The sequence below is a fragment of the Streptosporangium longisporum genome (assembly GCF_039534895.1).
Lineage (GTDB): Bacteria > Actinomycetota > Actinomycetes > Streptosporangiales > Streptosporangiaceae > Streptosporangium > Streptosporangium longisporum.
In genome coordinates this window covers 105,637-120,579 of the sequence record NZ_BAAAWD010000015.1, presented here as the reverse complement: position 1 = coordinate 120,579, position 14,943 = coordinate 105,637, and the positions used below count along the sequence as shown (strand labels likewise).

11 protein-coding genes, 4 tRNA genes and 1 riboswitch are annotated in these 14,943 nt (G+C 73.0%); of the genes, 5 read left to right on the top strand and 10 right to left on the bottom strand.

All coding sequences use genetic code 11. The features are described 5' to 3' along the window. The first annotated feature begins 202 nt into the window (after positions 1-202). On the top strand, positions 203-1,639 hold the full coding sequence (locus ABD832_RS26980; RefSeq protein WP_344900271.1) for a glutamate-cysteine ligase family protein: 1,437 nt from the start codon (positions 203-205) through the stop codon (positions 1,637-1,639). Between the two features lie 90 nt (positions 1,640-1,729). Continuing rightward, the gene (locus tag ABD832_RS26975) at positions 1,730-2,785 is read left to right on the top strand and encodes a hypothetical protein (protein WP_344900269.1); all 1,056 of its coding nucleotides are present in this window, start codon (positions 1,730-1,732) and stop codon (positions 2,783-2,785) included. 102 nt (positions 2,786-2,887) lie between these two features. Here ABD832_RS26975 and pcp read toward each other — a convergent pair whose 3' ends face one another. From pcp to ABD832_RS26925, 10 genes are all read right to left on the bottom strand, one after another. Continuing rightward, positions 2,888-3,514 (bottom strand): pyroglutamyl-peptidase I, encoded by a 627-nt coding sequence (gene pcp, locus ABD832_RS26970; RefSeq protein WP_344900267.1) that lies wholly within the window; start codon positions 3,512-3,514, stop codon positions 2,888-2,890. Continuing rightward, positions 3,511-3,939, bottom strand: coding sequence for a thiol-disulfide oxidoreductase DCC family protein (locus ABD832_RS26965; protein ID WP_344900265.1), 429 nt, complete (start codon positions 3,937-3,939; stop codon positions 3,511-3,513). Before ABD832_RS26965 ends, pcp begins: the two co-directional genes overlap by 4 nt. 28 nt (positions 3,940-3,967) lie before the next feature. After that, positions 3,968-5,821 carry an endonuclease/exonuclease/phosphatase family protein gene (locus ABD832_RS26960; protein WP_344900263.1) on the bottom strand — a complete coding sequence of 618 codons (1,854 nt, stop codon included), beginning with the start codon at positions 5,819-5,821 and terminating at the stop codon, positions 3,968-3,970. 113 nt (positions 5,822-5,934) lie between these two features. Continuing rightward, positions 5,935-6,900 carry a hypothetical protein gene (locus tag ABD832_RS26955; RefSeq protein WP_344900261.1) on the bottom strand — a complete coding sequence of 322 codons (966 nt, stop codon included), beginning with the start codon at positions 6,898-6,900 and terminating at the stop codon, positions 5,935-5,937. 42 nt (positions 6,901-6,942) lie between these two features. Next, positions 6,943-7,830: a hypothetical protein gene (locus tag ABD832_RS26950; RefSeq protein ID WP_344900259.1), complete on the bottom strand. Its 888-nt coding sequence runs from the start codon at positions 7,828-7,830 to the stop codon at positions 6,943-6,945. Positions 7,831-8,205: 375 nt separating this feature from the next. Further along, positions 8,206-8,280: transfer RNA gene (locus ABD832_RS26945), tRNA-Val, on the bottom strand. 13 nt (positions 8,281-8,293) lie between these two features. Continuing rightward, a tRNA-Gly gene (locus ABD832_RS26940) sits at positions 8,294-8,365 on the bottom strand. A gap of 75 nt (positions 8,366-8,440) precedes the next feature. Further along, positions 8,441-8,511, bottom strand: a tRNA-Cys gene (locus tag ABD832_RS26935). Between the two features lie 25 nt (positions 8,512-8,536). Then, positions 8,537-8,608 (bottom strand) — tRNA-Gly (locus ABD832_RS26930). Between the two features lie 36 nt (positions 8,609-8,644). After that, the gene (locus ABD832_RS26925) at positions 8,645-11,182 is read right to left on the bottom strand and encodes an N-acetylmuramoyl-L-alanine amidase (protein WP_344900257.1); all 2,538 of its coding nucleotides are present in this window, start codon (positions 11,180-11,182) and stop codon (positions 8,645-8,647) included. A 160-nt stretch (positions 11,183-11,342) separates the two neighbouring features. Between ABD832_RS26925 and ABD832_RS26920 the strand changes: the two genes are divergently transcribed. From ABD832_RS26920 to ABD832_RS26910, 3 genes are all read left to right on the top strand, one after another. After that, complete coding sequence (locus ABD832_RS26920) at positions 11,343-11,612, top strand: hypothetical protein (protein WP_344900255.1); 270 nt, start codon at positions 11,343-11,345, stop codon at positions 11,610-11,612. A 40-nt stretch (positions 11,613-11,652) separates the two neighbouring features. After that, a complete protein-coding gene (gene glmS / locus ABD832_RS26915; RefSeq protein ID WP_344900253.1) occupies positions 11,653-13,473 on the top strand; it encodes a glutamine--fructose-6-phosphate transaminase (isomerizing) in 1,821 nt (606 codons plus the stop codon). A gap of 94 nt (positions 13,474-13,567) precedes the next feature. Beyond that, positions 13,568-14,635, top strand: a complete 1,068-nt coding sequence (locus ABD832_RS26910) for a tripartite tricarboxylate transporter substrate-binding protein (RefSeq protein WP_344900251.1) — start codon at positions 13,568-13,570, stop codon at positions 14,633-14,635. A gap of 4 nt (positions 14,636-14,639) precedes the next feature. After that, a riboswitch (cobalamin riboswitch) is annotated at positions 14,640-14,839 on the top strand. The last annotated feature ends 104 nt before the right edge of the window (positions 14,840-14,943 follow it).

The following is a 14,943-nucleotide window of genomic DNA, read 5'->3' as shown; positions in this document are numbered from 1 at the left end:
GGACGCGGGGCGGCCGGGGAGGTGCCCGGGGCATCTCGGTGGGACCGCCGGGGCGGCCGGGGTGGCCGCGCGATCACCCGCGTCCCGCGGAAAAGCCGGACCCCCTGGTGAAGACGTGTCCCGAGCACTGATTAGAGGGGTCATGCTGGGAGAGAGGCAGGGGGCACGAGACGGGACGAGGACCGACTGATCGGACGGTGTGATGGGGCAGAAAGTCGACAAGGACCGCTACTCCGAGGAGGAGTTCGTCCAGTTCAGGGCGAAGCTGGCGGAGCAGCTCGACACCCTGCGTGAGGTGCTGGCGCGGCCCGGCTTCGGCGCGGGGCCCGCGACCATCGGGGCCGAGCTGGAGATGTTCCTCATCACGCCCGACGGGCGGCCGCTGCCCCGCAACCACGAGGTGCAGGCCGCCGCGGGCGACGACCGGCTCACCCTGGAGATGGGCAGGTTCAACCTGGAGGCCAACCTGACCCCGCTGCCGATCGCCGGGCGGCCGTTCACCGCCCTGGTGCGCGAGGTCCGTGAGGTCATGACCGTGGTGGACGAGGCGGCCGCGACGCAGGGGGGCCAGGCCGTGGCGATCGGCATCCTGCCCTCGCTCAGCGAGTTCGACTTCACCCACGAGACGCTGAGCGGGGAGGACCGCTACAAGGCGATGTCCCGGGGCATGCGCCGGCTGCGCGCCGAACCGTTCCGGGTGCGCCTGGAGGGGATCGAGCGGCTGGAGCTGGAGGTCGAGGGGATGATCCTGGAGAGCGCCAACACCTCCTGGCAGGTCCACCTCCGCACCACCCCTGCCGACTTCGCCCGCGTCTACAACGCCGCGCAGCTGGCCATCGGGCCGGTCCTGGCGGTCAGCGGCAACTCCCCCTCCTTCCTGGGCAGGCACCTGTGGGAGGAGACGAGGATCGCGCTGTTCGAGGAGGCCGCCGACGACCGGGACGTGGAACGGCTCGACCGCAGGGACGGCCGGGTCTCCTTCGGGTCGAACTGGACCCAGGGCATCGAGGAGATGTTCGCCACCTGCGTCCGCGACTACGAGCCGGTGCTGCCGATGGTCACCGAGCCTGAGGACCCGGGCCCGGGAGGCGTCCCCGAGCTGGCCGAGCTGCGCCTGCACCAGGGCACGGTCTGGCTGTGGAACCGCCCGGTCTACGACCCGGGTGACGGGGGCCACCTGCGGGTGGAGATGCGCGCCCTGCCCGCCGGGCCCAGCTCGGCCGACATGGTGGCCAACTCCGCGTTCCTGCTCGGCCTGACCGCCGCCCTGGCCGTCCGGCCGGTGGAGGAGTTCCCCTTCGCCGGGGCCTACCGCAACTTCTACCGCGCCGCGACCCACGGCCTGGACGCGTCCATGAGCTGGCCCGGCCTGGACGAGGAGATCCCGGCCGAGCGGCTCGCCTTGGACCTGCTGCCGGTCGCCGAGAGCGGGCTCGCCAGGATGGGCGTGGAACCCGACGAGATCCGGTGGACGCTGGACATCGTGCGTGAGCGCGTCACCCGCCGCCGTACCGGGGCGATCTGGCAGCGGGAGGCGACGGCCCGCCTGGGCGGCGACCAAGGGGCGTGGGCGCGCATGGTCGCCCGGTACCGGGAGCTGGCGCTGACGGGTGAGCCCGTACACACCTGGCCTTTTTAACTGCAAAAGGGATTTGAGTAAAGGCATACTCATGAACTCCGCATCTTGGCCCGCCCCTTCCGGGCGGAACCGGACAAGGAGTGACCCTGAATGAGCCAGTTGAAGGCCGTGTCGACGGAGCCGTTCGGGCTCAGGCGTGACGGGGGCGGCCTCGCGACCGGGATCGGGCTCCTGGAGAAGGAGCTCCGGCGGGTCCCCCTCGCCACCGTCCTGGCCAAGGCGAACCGCGTCCTGGTCAGGAAGGGCGGGAACGGCGCCGGCGCGTTCACCGGGATGAGTCCCAAGCCCGTGGACTGGTACTGCTTCGACGCAGACGACAACGCGGTCAGGGAGTGGTACCCCCAGGGCCTGACCTGCGCCTCCGACGCCGGGATCGCCGGGGGCGGCGCGAGCGTGTTCGTGGTGAGCTGGTACCACACGCCCTCGTCCGGGGCCGAGCGGGGCGTCCGCCTGACCTTCCTCAACACCGCCACGCTCCGCTACCGGCACGTCCTGCTCGTGCGGGTCACCGCCGACGGCGACATCGCGCCGATCAACATCCACGCCGGCGGCGTCGCCTGGTACGGCGACCTGCTCCACGTCGCCGACACCACGCGGGGCCTGCGGGTCTTCGACGTCCGGGAGATCTTCGAGGTCGACGGCGAGGGCACGTCCTCCATCGGCAGGAAGGGCGGGTCGTACGAGGCGTTCGGTTACCGGTACGTGATGCCGCAGACCGATGCCTGGACCACCACGAGCGGCACCGTCCGCTTCTCCTTCGCCGCCGTCGACCGCAGCACCGCCCCCGACACCCTCGTCTCCGGGGAGTACGTCGACGAGGCCGGGGTGACGGGGCGGGTGGCCCGCTGGCCGCTGGCGGCCGGAGGCACCCTGAACGCCCCGGCCGGGGGCGTCGTCCAGGCGGTGGACGCCTACGCGCTGCCCGCGCGGAAGATCCAGGGCGCGCTCTCCCACAACGGCACCTGGTACCTCAGCCAGACCGCGGGCGCCGCCGGGAACGGCACCCTGATCGTCGTCGGCGGCACACCGGCCAGGCGGTCCTACGCGGTGGGCCCGGAGGACCTCACCTGCGTCCGCGACCGGCGCACGCTGTGGACCGTGAGCGAGTTCGCCGGCAGGCGGGCGGTGTTCGGCGTACCGCTCTGACCGGATCCGGCCGGGCGACGCGCCGCTCCGGGTGGGGGACGCGCCGCTCCGACCGGCTTTGACCAGGAGACGCGCCGCTCCGGCCGGAGCGGCGCGGCCGGGTCAGTGCAGGGAGCCACCGACCAGGCGGAGGTCGCCGCCCAGGGAGACGGAGACGGCGGTCGTCACGATCGCGGTGAGCGCCTGGGCGACCACCGGGACGGGCATCGAGGGGGCGGCGCCGTCGAGGACCTGCCCGGGGGAGAACGGCACGTGCACGAGGCCGCCGCGGACCTGCGGGCGTTCGGTGGCGATCAGGTGCATGAGGCCGTAGAAGACGTGGTTGCACACGAACGTGCCGGCGCTCTGCGAGACGCTCGCGGGCACCCCGGTCGCCCGGGCCGCCGCCGCGCAGGCCTTCACCGGCAGCGTGGCGAAGTAGGCCGCGGGGCCGCCGGGCACCACCGGGCGGTCGATCGGCCGCCTGCCCGCGGCGTCCGGGATCCGGGCGTCGTCCAGGTTCACGGCCACCCGTTCCAGCGTCACGTCGGGCCGGCCACCGGCCTGCCCGACGCAGATCACCACCGCGGGGTCGTGCTCGCAGACCGCGGCGCGCAGCCGCTCCAGCGACTCGCCGAACACGCAGGGCAGCAGCGCGGTCCGCACCCCGGGGACGAGCCCGATCGCCTCCCAGGGCGGGTTGCCGGTGCCGTCGAGCGGCTCCAGGGCGACGAGCAGCGCGTTCCTCATCGGCCCTCCGCCGGCCCGGCTCCGGCCGGAGGGGCGGACGGGCCGGGGGACGGCTCCCGAGGGGGCAGGGCACAGGCGGGCGTGCCGCCGGGCAGGCGGTGCCGGTTGGCGGCGACGAGCCGGTAGAGCCCGTGGGCGACCCACCGCACCGGCGGGAGGCGCAGCAGGAACCCCAGCGGGCTCCACGGGAGACCGGCGGCGATCAGCAGCCCGGCCACGGCCTGGGCGCCGCCGCGCACCCGGCCGTCCTCGACCCAGAGCAGCTCGTACTCGGCGCGCTCGCGCGTGACGCCCAGCGCCGGCAGGTCGGCCCGCTGCCAGGGGACGACCCGCGCGCGGATCCCGACCAGACGCTCGGCGAGGCCGACGCTCGTCGTGCAGAAACCGCAGTCGCCGTCGAAGACCAGTACAGGTTCTCCCGTCATGCCATCGACACTACCCAGCCCGGTTCGATCAAGGCCTGGCGACCAGGGTGACCGCGATCGGACGATGATCCGAGTGCGGGACGTCCGGGTTGGCCTGGTCCTTCCCGGTCATCCCCGGCGTGACCAGGACGTGGTCGATCTGCTCGACCGGCCCTCCCCGGCTCGGGACGGTGTCGAACGGCCGTACCGGGGCCAGGGGGTCGGTCAGGCCCGCACCGGTGAGCACCCGCCAGGCGGCGTCCCCGGGCTGGAGGTTGAGGTCTCCGGCCACGACGACCGGGGCGCCCCCGGCGACCGCGGTCCTGACGATCCCGCCGAGCTGGGTGACCTGGGCGAGGTCGTTGCGGTCCGGCGAGGGCTGCAGGTGGGTGCCGATCACGGTGACCGGCCGGCCCTGCCACCGCAGCCCGACCTCCAAGGCCTGCGCGCCGGTCGGGCCGCCCTGGACCAGCACGTGGTTGCGGACCGAGGTGATCGGCAGCGTGGTCAGCAGGGCGTCGCCCCACACCTCGTCGGTCGCGGGAGCCCAGATGTAGTGCATGTCCAGCCGCTCGGCGATCAGCCGCACCCCGTCGTGGCCGCCGTTGAGCAGCCAGCCCCGGTCGGCCTCGCTCAGCACCACCACGTGCGGCCGGAGGCGCCGCAGCTCGTCGGCCTGCTGCTCCAGCGAGAGCCTGCCGGACTCGCCGTACCCCATCCTGATGTTGTACGCAGCGACCCGCAGCCCGTCGGCCGGGGGTTCCCAGCGCGGCACGGTGCCCTGCCACAGGGGCACCGCGGCGACCAGGACGACCGCGGCCGTGACGGCCGCCGCGAACCGCCGGTCGTAGGACAGGCGGGGCAGGCCGGAGCCGCCCACCACGGCCAGGACCGCGACGACGAGCGCCGCGGAGACCGGCACCCACCCGTTGGGCAGGTAGAGGTCGTAGGCGGCGTAGTACCCGAAGACGAACACGAAGAAGAGCAGCATGCCCCCGGCCAAGGCCAGGCCGCGCCGGGCCGGGCGGTCCGGGCCGAAGGACGTCGCGGCGTGCGCCAGGCAGGCGCCCAGCGCGACCTGGCCGACGATCTGCGCGACGATCGTCCATCCGGGCGCCACCCCGTGGACCCCGTCCACGGTGGCCCTGCCCAGGGTGAACGCCACCGCCGAGGCGACCAGCGCGACCGCGGGGACCAGCGGGCGGCGCAGCACCGGCAGCGCGGCGGGCAGCGCCGACACCACCGCGAACGCCGCCACGACCAGGGCGGCGGCCTGCTGGGCCGAGTCCGTCGCCGCCTGGGCGTGCGCGGTGTTGCCCGTGTACAGCCCCCACAGCAGCAGGGCCGGGCCGATCGCGAGCCAGGCGCGCGGGGCGCCGGAGTACTCCTCGTCCGGGGGCACCGCCCGGATCAGGAGCGCGCCGAAGAGGCCCAGTTCCACCAGGAGCAGCAGCCACGGGACCGGTCCGGGCCGCCACATCAGGTCGATGCCGTCCAGCGCCGCGTGGATCACCGTGGAGGCCGCGAGACCGGTGATCACCCCGGCCATCACCGGCCGGGCGTCCAGGGCGGTCATCGCGGTGGCCGTCAGCCAGACCAGCCCGGCCAGCAGGCCCAGGCAGGCCACGTAGAGCTGGACGCCCCCTCCGTCGGTCAGCTGCAGGACCAGCCGGGCCAGCAGCAGCGCCCCGCCGGCGGCCAGCGCGATCAGCGGCGGCCTGATCCTCCTGGCCAGCGGGACGGTCAGGAAGGCCAGGACGAACCAGGCGAGGGCGAACAGGCCCATCAGCTCGGCGGGAGTGCTCCCCGCCCGGCCGAAGAGTGTGATCAACGACGGCAGGAAGACCCTGAGCACGTCCGTCAGCACCACCACGCCGAGCGCCACGTCCAGGCGGATCCGCATGTCACCTCCAGGGAATGCGAGTTATCCTCGCCTTCTTCGCTCCCGCTGACAAGGGCGACCTGCCCGGATGCGGCGTTCGCTCGGCAGGCCGGGGGCCGGTGAGCGGCGTTCGCTCAGGAGGCCGGGGGATCGGTGAGCGGCGGGCGGTCGGCGGGGGCCGGGGGATCGGCGAGGGGATCGGCGGGGGACGGCGCCGAAGGGCCGTCGAGATACCGGAAGGCCTCCTGCGCCGAACGGACGCTGTCGCGCAGCGCCTGCTCCAGATGCCCGGCGTCCTCGGCGAGCCGCCCTATCTCCGGTACGGCGAAGGCGTCCGCGCCGGACTCGGCCAGCAGCTCCTCGTAGCGGGGGAGCCGCGAGCGGAGCACCGCGATCTGCTCGTGGGCCCGCAACGCCCGATCGGCGTCGGCGACGTGGCCCGCGTAGCGTTCCAGCGCCTCCACCCGCGCGGTCACCGCGGCCTCGCTGGCGACCAGGGCACGTTCCAGCGGGGCCATGGCCGCGGCCACCTCCGGCGTGCTGCCGCCGTAGGCGAACTCCCGGTGCTCGTTCCGCAGGGCGGAGAGCTTGGTGAGCAACCGGGCGATCTCCCACTCCTGCGCGGGGAGCATCACCGCGTTGCGCGCGTCGTCCAGCAGGCCGGTGGCGTTGACCTGGGAGTGCAGGATGAAGTCGACCGACTGCTGGGTGCGGTCGAGCAGCCGGCCGGCGTCGTGGTCGAAGTCCTCGGCCAGCAGGTAGCGGCCCTCGAACCAGCGGGCCTCGCGGTACAGCTCGGTCTCCTCCGACTCCAGCTCCACGGGATCGGGGGCGGCGAGGAGACCGACGAAGACCACGAACAGCAGCAGCGCCACCACGAAGAAGAACAGCTGCCCCACGTCCAGCAGGAACAGCAGCGTCACCAGCAACAGCCCCGAGAGCGCACCGCCCGCCTGCAGGAAACGGCCCGGCAGGCGGGACGCGGACGACGGCGGCTCGGGGCTCCACCCGGCCCGGATGCGCGACAGCATCGATCCGTGTCGGCGGAACAGGTCGGCGACGTGGGCGGGAACTTCGGGATCGACCACCACGCGCCGCACAGGCTCGCCCTCCGTATCAGTCAGGACCTCTACGTGTTCACATCAGCCGTCGAGATGCCGGAACGCCTCGTGTGCCGAGCGTACGCTCTCGCGCAGCGCCCGCCGGAGCATGGCGGCGTCGTCACTGAGATACCCGATCTCCGGCAGTGCGAAGGTCGAGGCGCCCGCCTCGGCGACGAGCTGCTCGTACTCGGGCAGGTGGGCCTTGAGGACCTCGATCTGTCCCTGGGAGAGAAGGGCGCGATCGGCGTCGGCCACGTGGCGCGCGTACCGTTCCAGCGCCTCCACCCGCGCGATCACCGCGGCCTCGCTGGCGGCCAGGGCACGCTCCAGCGGAGCCATGGCCGCGACCACCTCCGGGCTCCTGCCGCCCCTGGCCAGGTGGCGGTGCCTGGCGCGCAGCGCGGAGAGCTTCGTCAGCAGCCGGGCGATCTCCCACTCCTCGGCCGGGAGCATCACGGAGTTGCGGACGCTGTCGAGCATGCCCAGGGAGTTGGTGCGGGACTTCACGATGAAGTCGATGGCCCGCTGGACCCGGCCGAGCAGGTGCCTGGCGTCGTGGTCGAAGTCCTCCAGGATCAGGAAGCGCCCCTGCCAGTCCAGGCAGTGCCGGTACAGCACGCGCTCGACGGAGTCGACGGAGGAGGGCTTCCTGGCGATGTACACCACGGTCAGGATGACCAGGGAGATGCCGCCCAGCATGATCATGAGGAAGATGGCGAGCAGCGGCGAGCCGCCGAGCACGCCGAGAGCGGCCGACAGCAGGGCCGTGGACACGCCGAGGGCTCCGACGAGCTTTCCCGGGAGGCGGGAGTCACCGGTCTGCCGGGGCACCCGTCCGGCACGGAAGCGGGAGAGCATCGGCCCGCTACTGCGGAAGAGGTCGGCGACTTCCCTGGGCACCTCCGGATCGACCACCACGCGCTGCACAGGCTCGCCCCCTTTGCCGTGTTTCACGAGCATAGCGATTAACCGGGTTTCAGGTCGTGCGTCCCTCCATGGTGCCTCTTTCCCGGATGGATGGCGCGGACCGGAAGGCGATCGTAACAACTGCCCGGATGTACGTCCGGCATCGTCCGACATGGTCCGCCGCGTCCGGCCGCGTCCGGCACGGTCCGGCCGCTTCCCGGCCGAGGCGGGCCGGGGTAGGGCCGGGCCGAGGGGGCCCGGCGCGGGGCCGGGGCCGTCCGTGCCCGTGCCCAGGGGCGGGGGTGATCGTCTCGTCCGGGCGGCGGATGGGAACTCGTCCGGGCGGAGGCACGTCCGGGAAACAGAAGATCCCAGGCCGTCGGCCTGGGATCTGTCTGGTGGACGATACAGGGATTGAACCTGTGACCTCTTCCGTGTCAGGGAAGCGCTCTCCCGCTGAGCTAATCGTCCTCGGGTGAATCAGAGCGGAAGACGGGATTCGAACCCGCGACCCTCACCTTGGCAAGGTGATGCTCTACCACTGAGCCACTTCCGCGTATCCGCTCCGGGTTTCCCCTCGGCGCCCGCACCACTTTACCGGATCCCGGGGGGTCCGTCGGCCGTGCGGTTGAGGTGGAGACGGGATTTGAACCCGTGTAGACGGCTTTGCAGGCCGTTGCCTCGCCTCTCGGCCACTCCACCGGCCGGATCCCGGAGGATCCGCCGGAGCGGAAGACGGGATTCGAACCCGCGACCCTCACCTTGGCAAGGTGATGCTCTACCACTGAGCCACTTCCGCGTGCCCCCGGAGACGTCTCCGGAGCACGTGGAAACTCTAGCGCCTCCGCCGGGCGGATGCGCGCACCACATCGGACCCCGCAGCATCCTCCGCCGTGACCGGCTGGACGTCGGAGGCGCGGACGAACATGACCCGGTGGCCGAACTGGATCTGCCGGTAGCGGACCTTCCCGACGACGACCCGGTGCCTGGAGGTGTCGTAGGAGGAGGCCCGCAGGTAGCGGGCCCGCCTGGTCATCGCGGCGCTGTACACCTGCCCGGCGGGTATCGAGTACTGCAGCGGCGCCAGCGGCTGGAAGGGCACGCCCCTGGGATAGGCCGACGCCCCCGGGTAGGCCCTGCCGTACACCTTGATCGGGGCACGGTCCGGTCGCGGGGTGACCAGCGGGCCGGACGCGGGCAGGGAGGTCGGGGCGGCGGCCGGATCGCTGAACCAGGCCTTCTGCCCGAGGTACCAGATCGCGGTCCAGCCGTCCCGGCGATCGGCGAGCGCGTACCGCTGGCCGGTGGAGGCGCGGGCGGCGTGGTCGTAGACGCTGTAGCTGGACCCGCCGGTGGGGTGCTTGCCGACGTCCTTGACCAGCGGCGCCGTGGGGGAGGGACGGGTGCGCAGCCAGACCGAGGCGGCGCCGAGCCTGCGGCACCCGCCGGGGCAGCCGGTGAAGCCCGGGCTGTTGGAGGCGTAGTGGGGCTTGATCAGCACCGAGCGGGCGTTCTCGCCGCCCGAGGCGCGCAGCGGGCTGCCGAGCAGCTCGAAGTAGTGGCCCCAGTCCCAGTAGGGGCCGGGGTCGTCGTGCATGCCGCTCACGGTCTGGGGGGTGGTGCCGGGCACGTTGTCGTGCCCGAGGATGTGCGCCCGGTCGAGAGGGATGTCGTACGTGTCCGCGAGGTGGCGCACCAGCCTGGCCGACGCCACGTACATCGCCTCGGTGAACCAGGTGCCGCCCCTGGCCAGGTACCCCTCGTGCTCCAGGCCGATGGAGCGGGAGTTGACGTACCAGTTCCCGGCGTGCCAGCCGATGTCCTTGCCCCGCAGGTGCTGGGCGATGTGGCCGTCGCGGGAGCGGATGGTGAAGTGCCAGCTCAGGTAGTCGGGGTTCTTGGCCAGCCGGGTCATGGCGTCGTAGGTGGTCTCGCCGTCGTGGATCACGATGTAGTCGATCTGCCGCCGCCCCTCGACGCGGTCGTGGTTGCCGTACCCGCCGCCCTTGAGCCGCTGGTAGACGGCGGGAAGCCATTCGCAGGAGACGCTCCTGGGGCAGTCGGGCCCGGCGGGCGGCACGGCCGCGGGGGGTCGTGCCGCGGCCGGCCTTGCGGGTGGTCGTGCGATGGGCGGGCGTGCGGCGACCGGTGGCCGTGCGGCGACGGGGGGCCGTACGGCTGCGGGTGGCCGTGCGGCGGTGGTGCCCGCCGTGACAGGGGGCCGTGCCGCCGCGGGAGGCTGTACCGCGACGGGCCGTGCGGGGCGCGCGGGCCGTCCGGTGGACCGCACCGTGGCCGGCCGTGCGGTGGCCGATCGTGCGGTGGCGGACCGCACCGCGGCCGGCCGTGCGGTGGCGGGGCGTGCGGTGGCGGGGGTGCCGGTGGGCACGGGATCGAGGACGCGGCGCTGTGCCGTCCGGGGGGAGGGTGTCCGGGCGGGCGGGGGCGTGGCGGACGGGAGGGGCGAGGTCCGGGCAGGCGGGGTCCGGGGCGCCAGGCCGGGCCTCGCGGGCAGGACCATCGGCTCGCCGTCGTCGGTCACGCGTGCGACACCGGCGCGGATCGTCGCGTAGACCTCGTCGGCGAAGGAGCGCGCCGCCTCCGGCAGGACCACCGCCCCGTCCGCGTCCACGTCCGCATCCGCGTCCGTTCCCGCATCCGTTCCCGCATCCGCACCTGCATCCGCACCCGCATTCTTGCCCGTTACCGCGTCCGCCCTCCCGCTCGTCCCGGCGCCCGTTCCCGCTTCCGCCTCCGCGCCCGTTCCCGGGGTCTCGCCGAGGGGGCCGGAGTAGCGGGCCACGGCCCCGTACCAGCCCGCGGGCCCGGCGTCCGGGTCGCCGCCGGTGGCGCGCTGGTAGGCGGCGAGCAGCGCGGCACCGCCCATGATGTTGGCGGAAGGGTCCCGGCGCAGCCGGTCGGGGGAGATGCCGGACAGCTCCGAGGCCCGTCGCAGGGTGTCCTCCGGCGAGGACGGCGCGACGGGCGGGATCGGGATCACCCTCGGCCTGCGCTCGTCGCCGCGCGGGTCCTCGCCCGCCCCGTGCGGGTGCCCCCGCTCGGCCCGGCCGTCGACCAGGTGCATCGGCCCGTACCCGGCCGAGACGCTGGGCCGCCCCGCGTGGCCGTCCCACCGCGACTCCAGGTAGGAGACCCCGAGCAGCACGCTCTCCGGCACCCCGTACGCCCGCGCCGCCGCGGCGAAGGCGGCCTGCCGGCCCGCCGGTGCCGTCCCCGGGGCGTAGGGCGTGGAGGGTGCCGGGGGTGCCGGGGGTACCGCCGCCTGGCCGCCGGAGCGTTCCGCTCGCGCGGGGACGACCGAGACCAGGACGGCGAGAGCGGTGACGACGGCGGTTCCCGGCAGGCGGCGCATGGTGGTGTTCCTCTCTCTCCGGTCACTACCTAGAGTTACCAGAGATTACCGATTGTCGCGCATTCTGACAGGGTTGAGATTCGAAGAGATTTTCTGCCCGAAATCGGGCAGAAAACTTGTTGTTCTCTTCTCCGGATGCGTAGGGTCCTGCTCTGTGTCCATGGCGCGGCATCAGCACGAGGATCTGATCACTCATCTGACCCGGACGAGCGGGCTCGGGCCGGGCGAGGCCGCGCGGGTCGTGGCGGACGTCCTGGCCTACTTCTCCGAGCCCGTCGAGGAGTTCGTCCGGCGCCGGCACGCCGAGCTCAAGGCCAGGGGGATGGTCAACGACGAGATCTTCCCCAGGGTGGCCGCCGAACTGGCGGTCCGCCGTGTCGCGGCGCCCGAGCTCTCCCTGCGCCAGTTACGCAGGATCGTCTACGGATAGCAGTCGCGCCGGATCGTCCACGGATAGAAGGAGCGCTCGTATGTGCGGAATCGTGGCCTATGTGGGGCCCAAGGACGCGGCACCCATCCTGCTGGAGGGCCTGCAGCGTCTTGAGTACCGGGGCTACGACTCCGCCGGGGTGGTGGTCTCCAACAAGGGCCTCAAGATGCGCAAGGTCAAGGGCCGGGTGGCCGACCTCGCGGCGGCCATGCCCGCGCGTTTCAAGGGCGGCCTGGGCATCGGCCACACCCGGTGGGCCACCCACGGCGCGCCCAGCGACGTCAACGCCCACCCGCACCTGTCGGCCGACGAGCGCATCGCCGTCGTGCACAACGGCATCATCGAGAACGCCGACGAGCTGCGCGCCAAGCTGGAGGCCGACGGCGTGGTCTTCCTCTCGGAGACCGACACCGAGGTGCTGGCGCACCTGATCGCCCGGACCGTCAAGGAGGCCGACTCGCTGGAGGAGGCCGTCCGCGCCGCGCTCAAGCGGATCGTCGGCACGTACGGCATCGCGGTGCTCGACGCCGAGCGGCCCGGTGAGGTGGTCGTGGCGCGCAACGGCAGCCCGATCGTGCTGGGCATCGGCGAGAAGGAGATGTTCGCCGCCTCCGACGTCGCCGCGCTGGTCCGCTACACCCGCCAGGTGGTCCACCTGGAGGACGGCGAGATCGCGGTGCTCAAGGCCGACGGGTTCACCACCTTCGCCAGCGACGCGCGGGAGACGGCCAAGGAGCCGCTGACCGTCGACTGGGAGGCCGGGCACTACGACACCGGCGGCTACGAGCACTACCTGCTCAAGGAGATCTCCGAGCAGCCCGACACCGTGGCCAGGACCCTGCGCGGGCGCCTGGACGACCGCTTCCACGTCGCGCACCTGGGCGGCCTGAACATGGACGCGCGCGAGACCCGCTCGTTCCGCCGGGTGAAGATCATCGGCTGCGGTTCCGCGTACTACTCGGGCCAGATCGGCGCGCAGCTCATCGAGGAACTGGCCCGCATCCCCGCCGACGCCGAACCGGCCAGCGAGTTCCGCTACCGCGGCCCGGTGGTGGAGGCCGACACGCTGTACGTGGCGATCAGCCAGTCGGGGGAGACCTACGACACCCTCGCCGCCGTGCAGGAGCTCAAGCGCAAGGGCGGCCGGGTGCTCGGCATCGTCAACACCGTGGGCAGCGCGATCGCCCGCGAGTGCGACGGCGGCGTCTACCTGCACGCCGGGCCCGAGGTCTCGGTCGCGAGCACCAAGGCGTTCACCTCGACGGCCGTGGCCTTCGCGCTGCTCGCGCTGCACCTGGGCCGGGTGCGGGACCTGTCCCCGGCCGACGGGCGGCGGATCTGCGACGGCCTGCGCAGGCTGCCCGAGCAGATCAAGGAGATCCTGGTGCTGGAGCCGGTCATCAGGGAGCTGGCGCGCAAGTACGCCGGGGCGCCGAGCATGATGTTCGTGGGCCGGGTCCGCGGCTACCCGGTGGCCCGGGAGGGTGCGCAGAAGCTCAAGGAGATCTCCTACGTGCACGCCGAGGCGTACCCGGCCAGCGAGCTCAAGCACGGCCCGCTGGCGCTGATCGGGCCGGAGATGCCCACCGTGGCGATCGTCCCCGACGACGAGCTGCTGGACAAGAACCTCACCACGCTGGGCGAGATCCGCGCCCGGGGCGGGCGGGTGCTCATGATCGGCCACCGCACCGCCGACCCCAAGCTGGCCGACGACTGCGTCGTGGTGCCCAAGAACGAGACCGAGCTGGACCCGATCCTGCTCTCGATCCCGCTGCAGCTCTTCGCCTACCACGCGGCCGTGGCGCTGGAGCGGGACGTGGACAAGCCTCGCAACCTCGCCAAGAGCGTCACGGTGGAATGAGGACCACTCCTTAAGGCCATACCCCTCGCACTATGACAGAAAGTGACATGGAGGTAACCTAGGGTATAAGGGGCTCTTGGGGGAAGGGGCGCTCATGCGCCGTAGGGGGTTCTTCGCGCTGGCGGCGGGGGCCGCGCTGCTCGCGGGCTGCGGGGCGGAGGACGAACCCGCGGGCCCGCTGGTGGACCGGCTGTTCCTCCTCGAACCCGCCGCCGACGGTCACGGGTGGGACGGGATCGCGCGCAGGATGGCCTCCGTCATGGTCCGGTCGGGGCTGGTGCGCACCGTCATGGCCGCCGACCGCCCCGGCCCCCTGGGCTCCGTCTCGCGCGACGCCTTCGTCGTCCCCGGCGCCTCCGGTGTCCCCGGTCTCGCCGGGGTCCCGGGGGTCCGGGGCGTCTCCTTCGCGCGCGAGGGCAGGCTGCTCGTCGCCGCGATGCCGATGCTCGCCGCCGCGGAGATCGCCAACACCACCGCCGTGGTGCGGGCCACCACCCCCCTCGCCCGGCTGGCCGGTGACTGGACGGCCCTGGTCGTCCCGGCCGGTTCCCGGCTGCGCGCCTTCGAGGATCTCGCCGCGGCGCTGCGCCACGACCCGGCCGGGCTGACGATCGGTGGCAGGCTGGAGGGGGGTTCCGACCACGTGCTCTACGGCATGATCGGCAAGTGCCTCGGCGTGGACACCCGGCTGCTGGAGTACGCCGGGTACCTGGCCGCCCGGGACGCGGTCGAGGCGCTCCAGGTCGGCCGGGTGGCGGCCCTGCTGGGGTCGGCCCGCGCTCTGCTGCCGGGGATCTCGGCCGGCCGGCTGCGTCCCCTGGCGGTCTCCTCGGGCGGCCGGATCGAGGGGATCGACGCGCCGACGCTGATGGAGCTCGACGTCCGGCTGGAGTACAGCGACTGGTGCGGGCTGCTCGGGCCCGGCGACATGAGCCCGGCCGACAGGGACGCGGCGGTCGTCCTGTGCGAGCGGCTCGACGCCACGCCGCACTGGCGTGCCCTGTGCGCGGCGAACGGGTGGAGCCGGGTCTTCCTCGGCGGCGACGACTTCCGCCGGTGGCTGTCCACCGAGACCGGCCGGACCCGGGGCGTGCTTCACGAACTCGGGCTCGCGACGTCCTCGGACACAACCTGTTGGGGTGGTTGCGTCAGACGGCCCTAGATGTAGGATCCTGATCGTTGTTGGTTCACCTGTGAAGGGTGAGGCAAGAGGGAACCCGGTGAGATTCCGGGACTGCCCCGCAGCGGTGAGCGGGAACGAAAGCCGTCATCGAGCACTGGGTGCGTCATGCCCGGGAAGCGACGGCCGGTAGGCGTGTGCGGTGCGCCCGTGAGTCCGAAGACCTGCCGGTGACGTGGTTGTCCAGGGCCTCGTGGGAGGGCCCGCGGAACGAGGCGGTCCGGCGTGCCCGGAATCGCTCGCGGACGCGTGCCCCCGGCGGGACCGCAGGGGGAGAGTCCGAGCGAGCG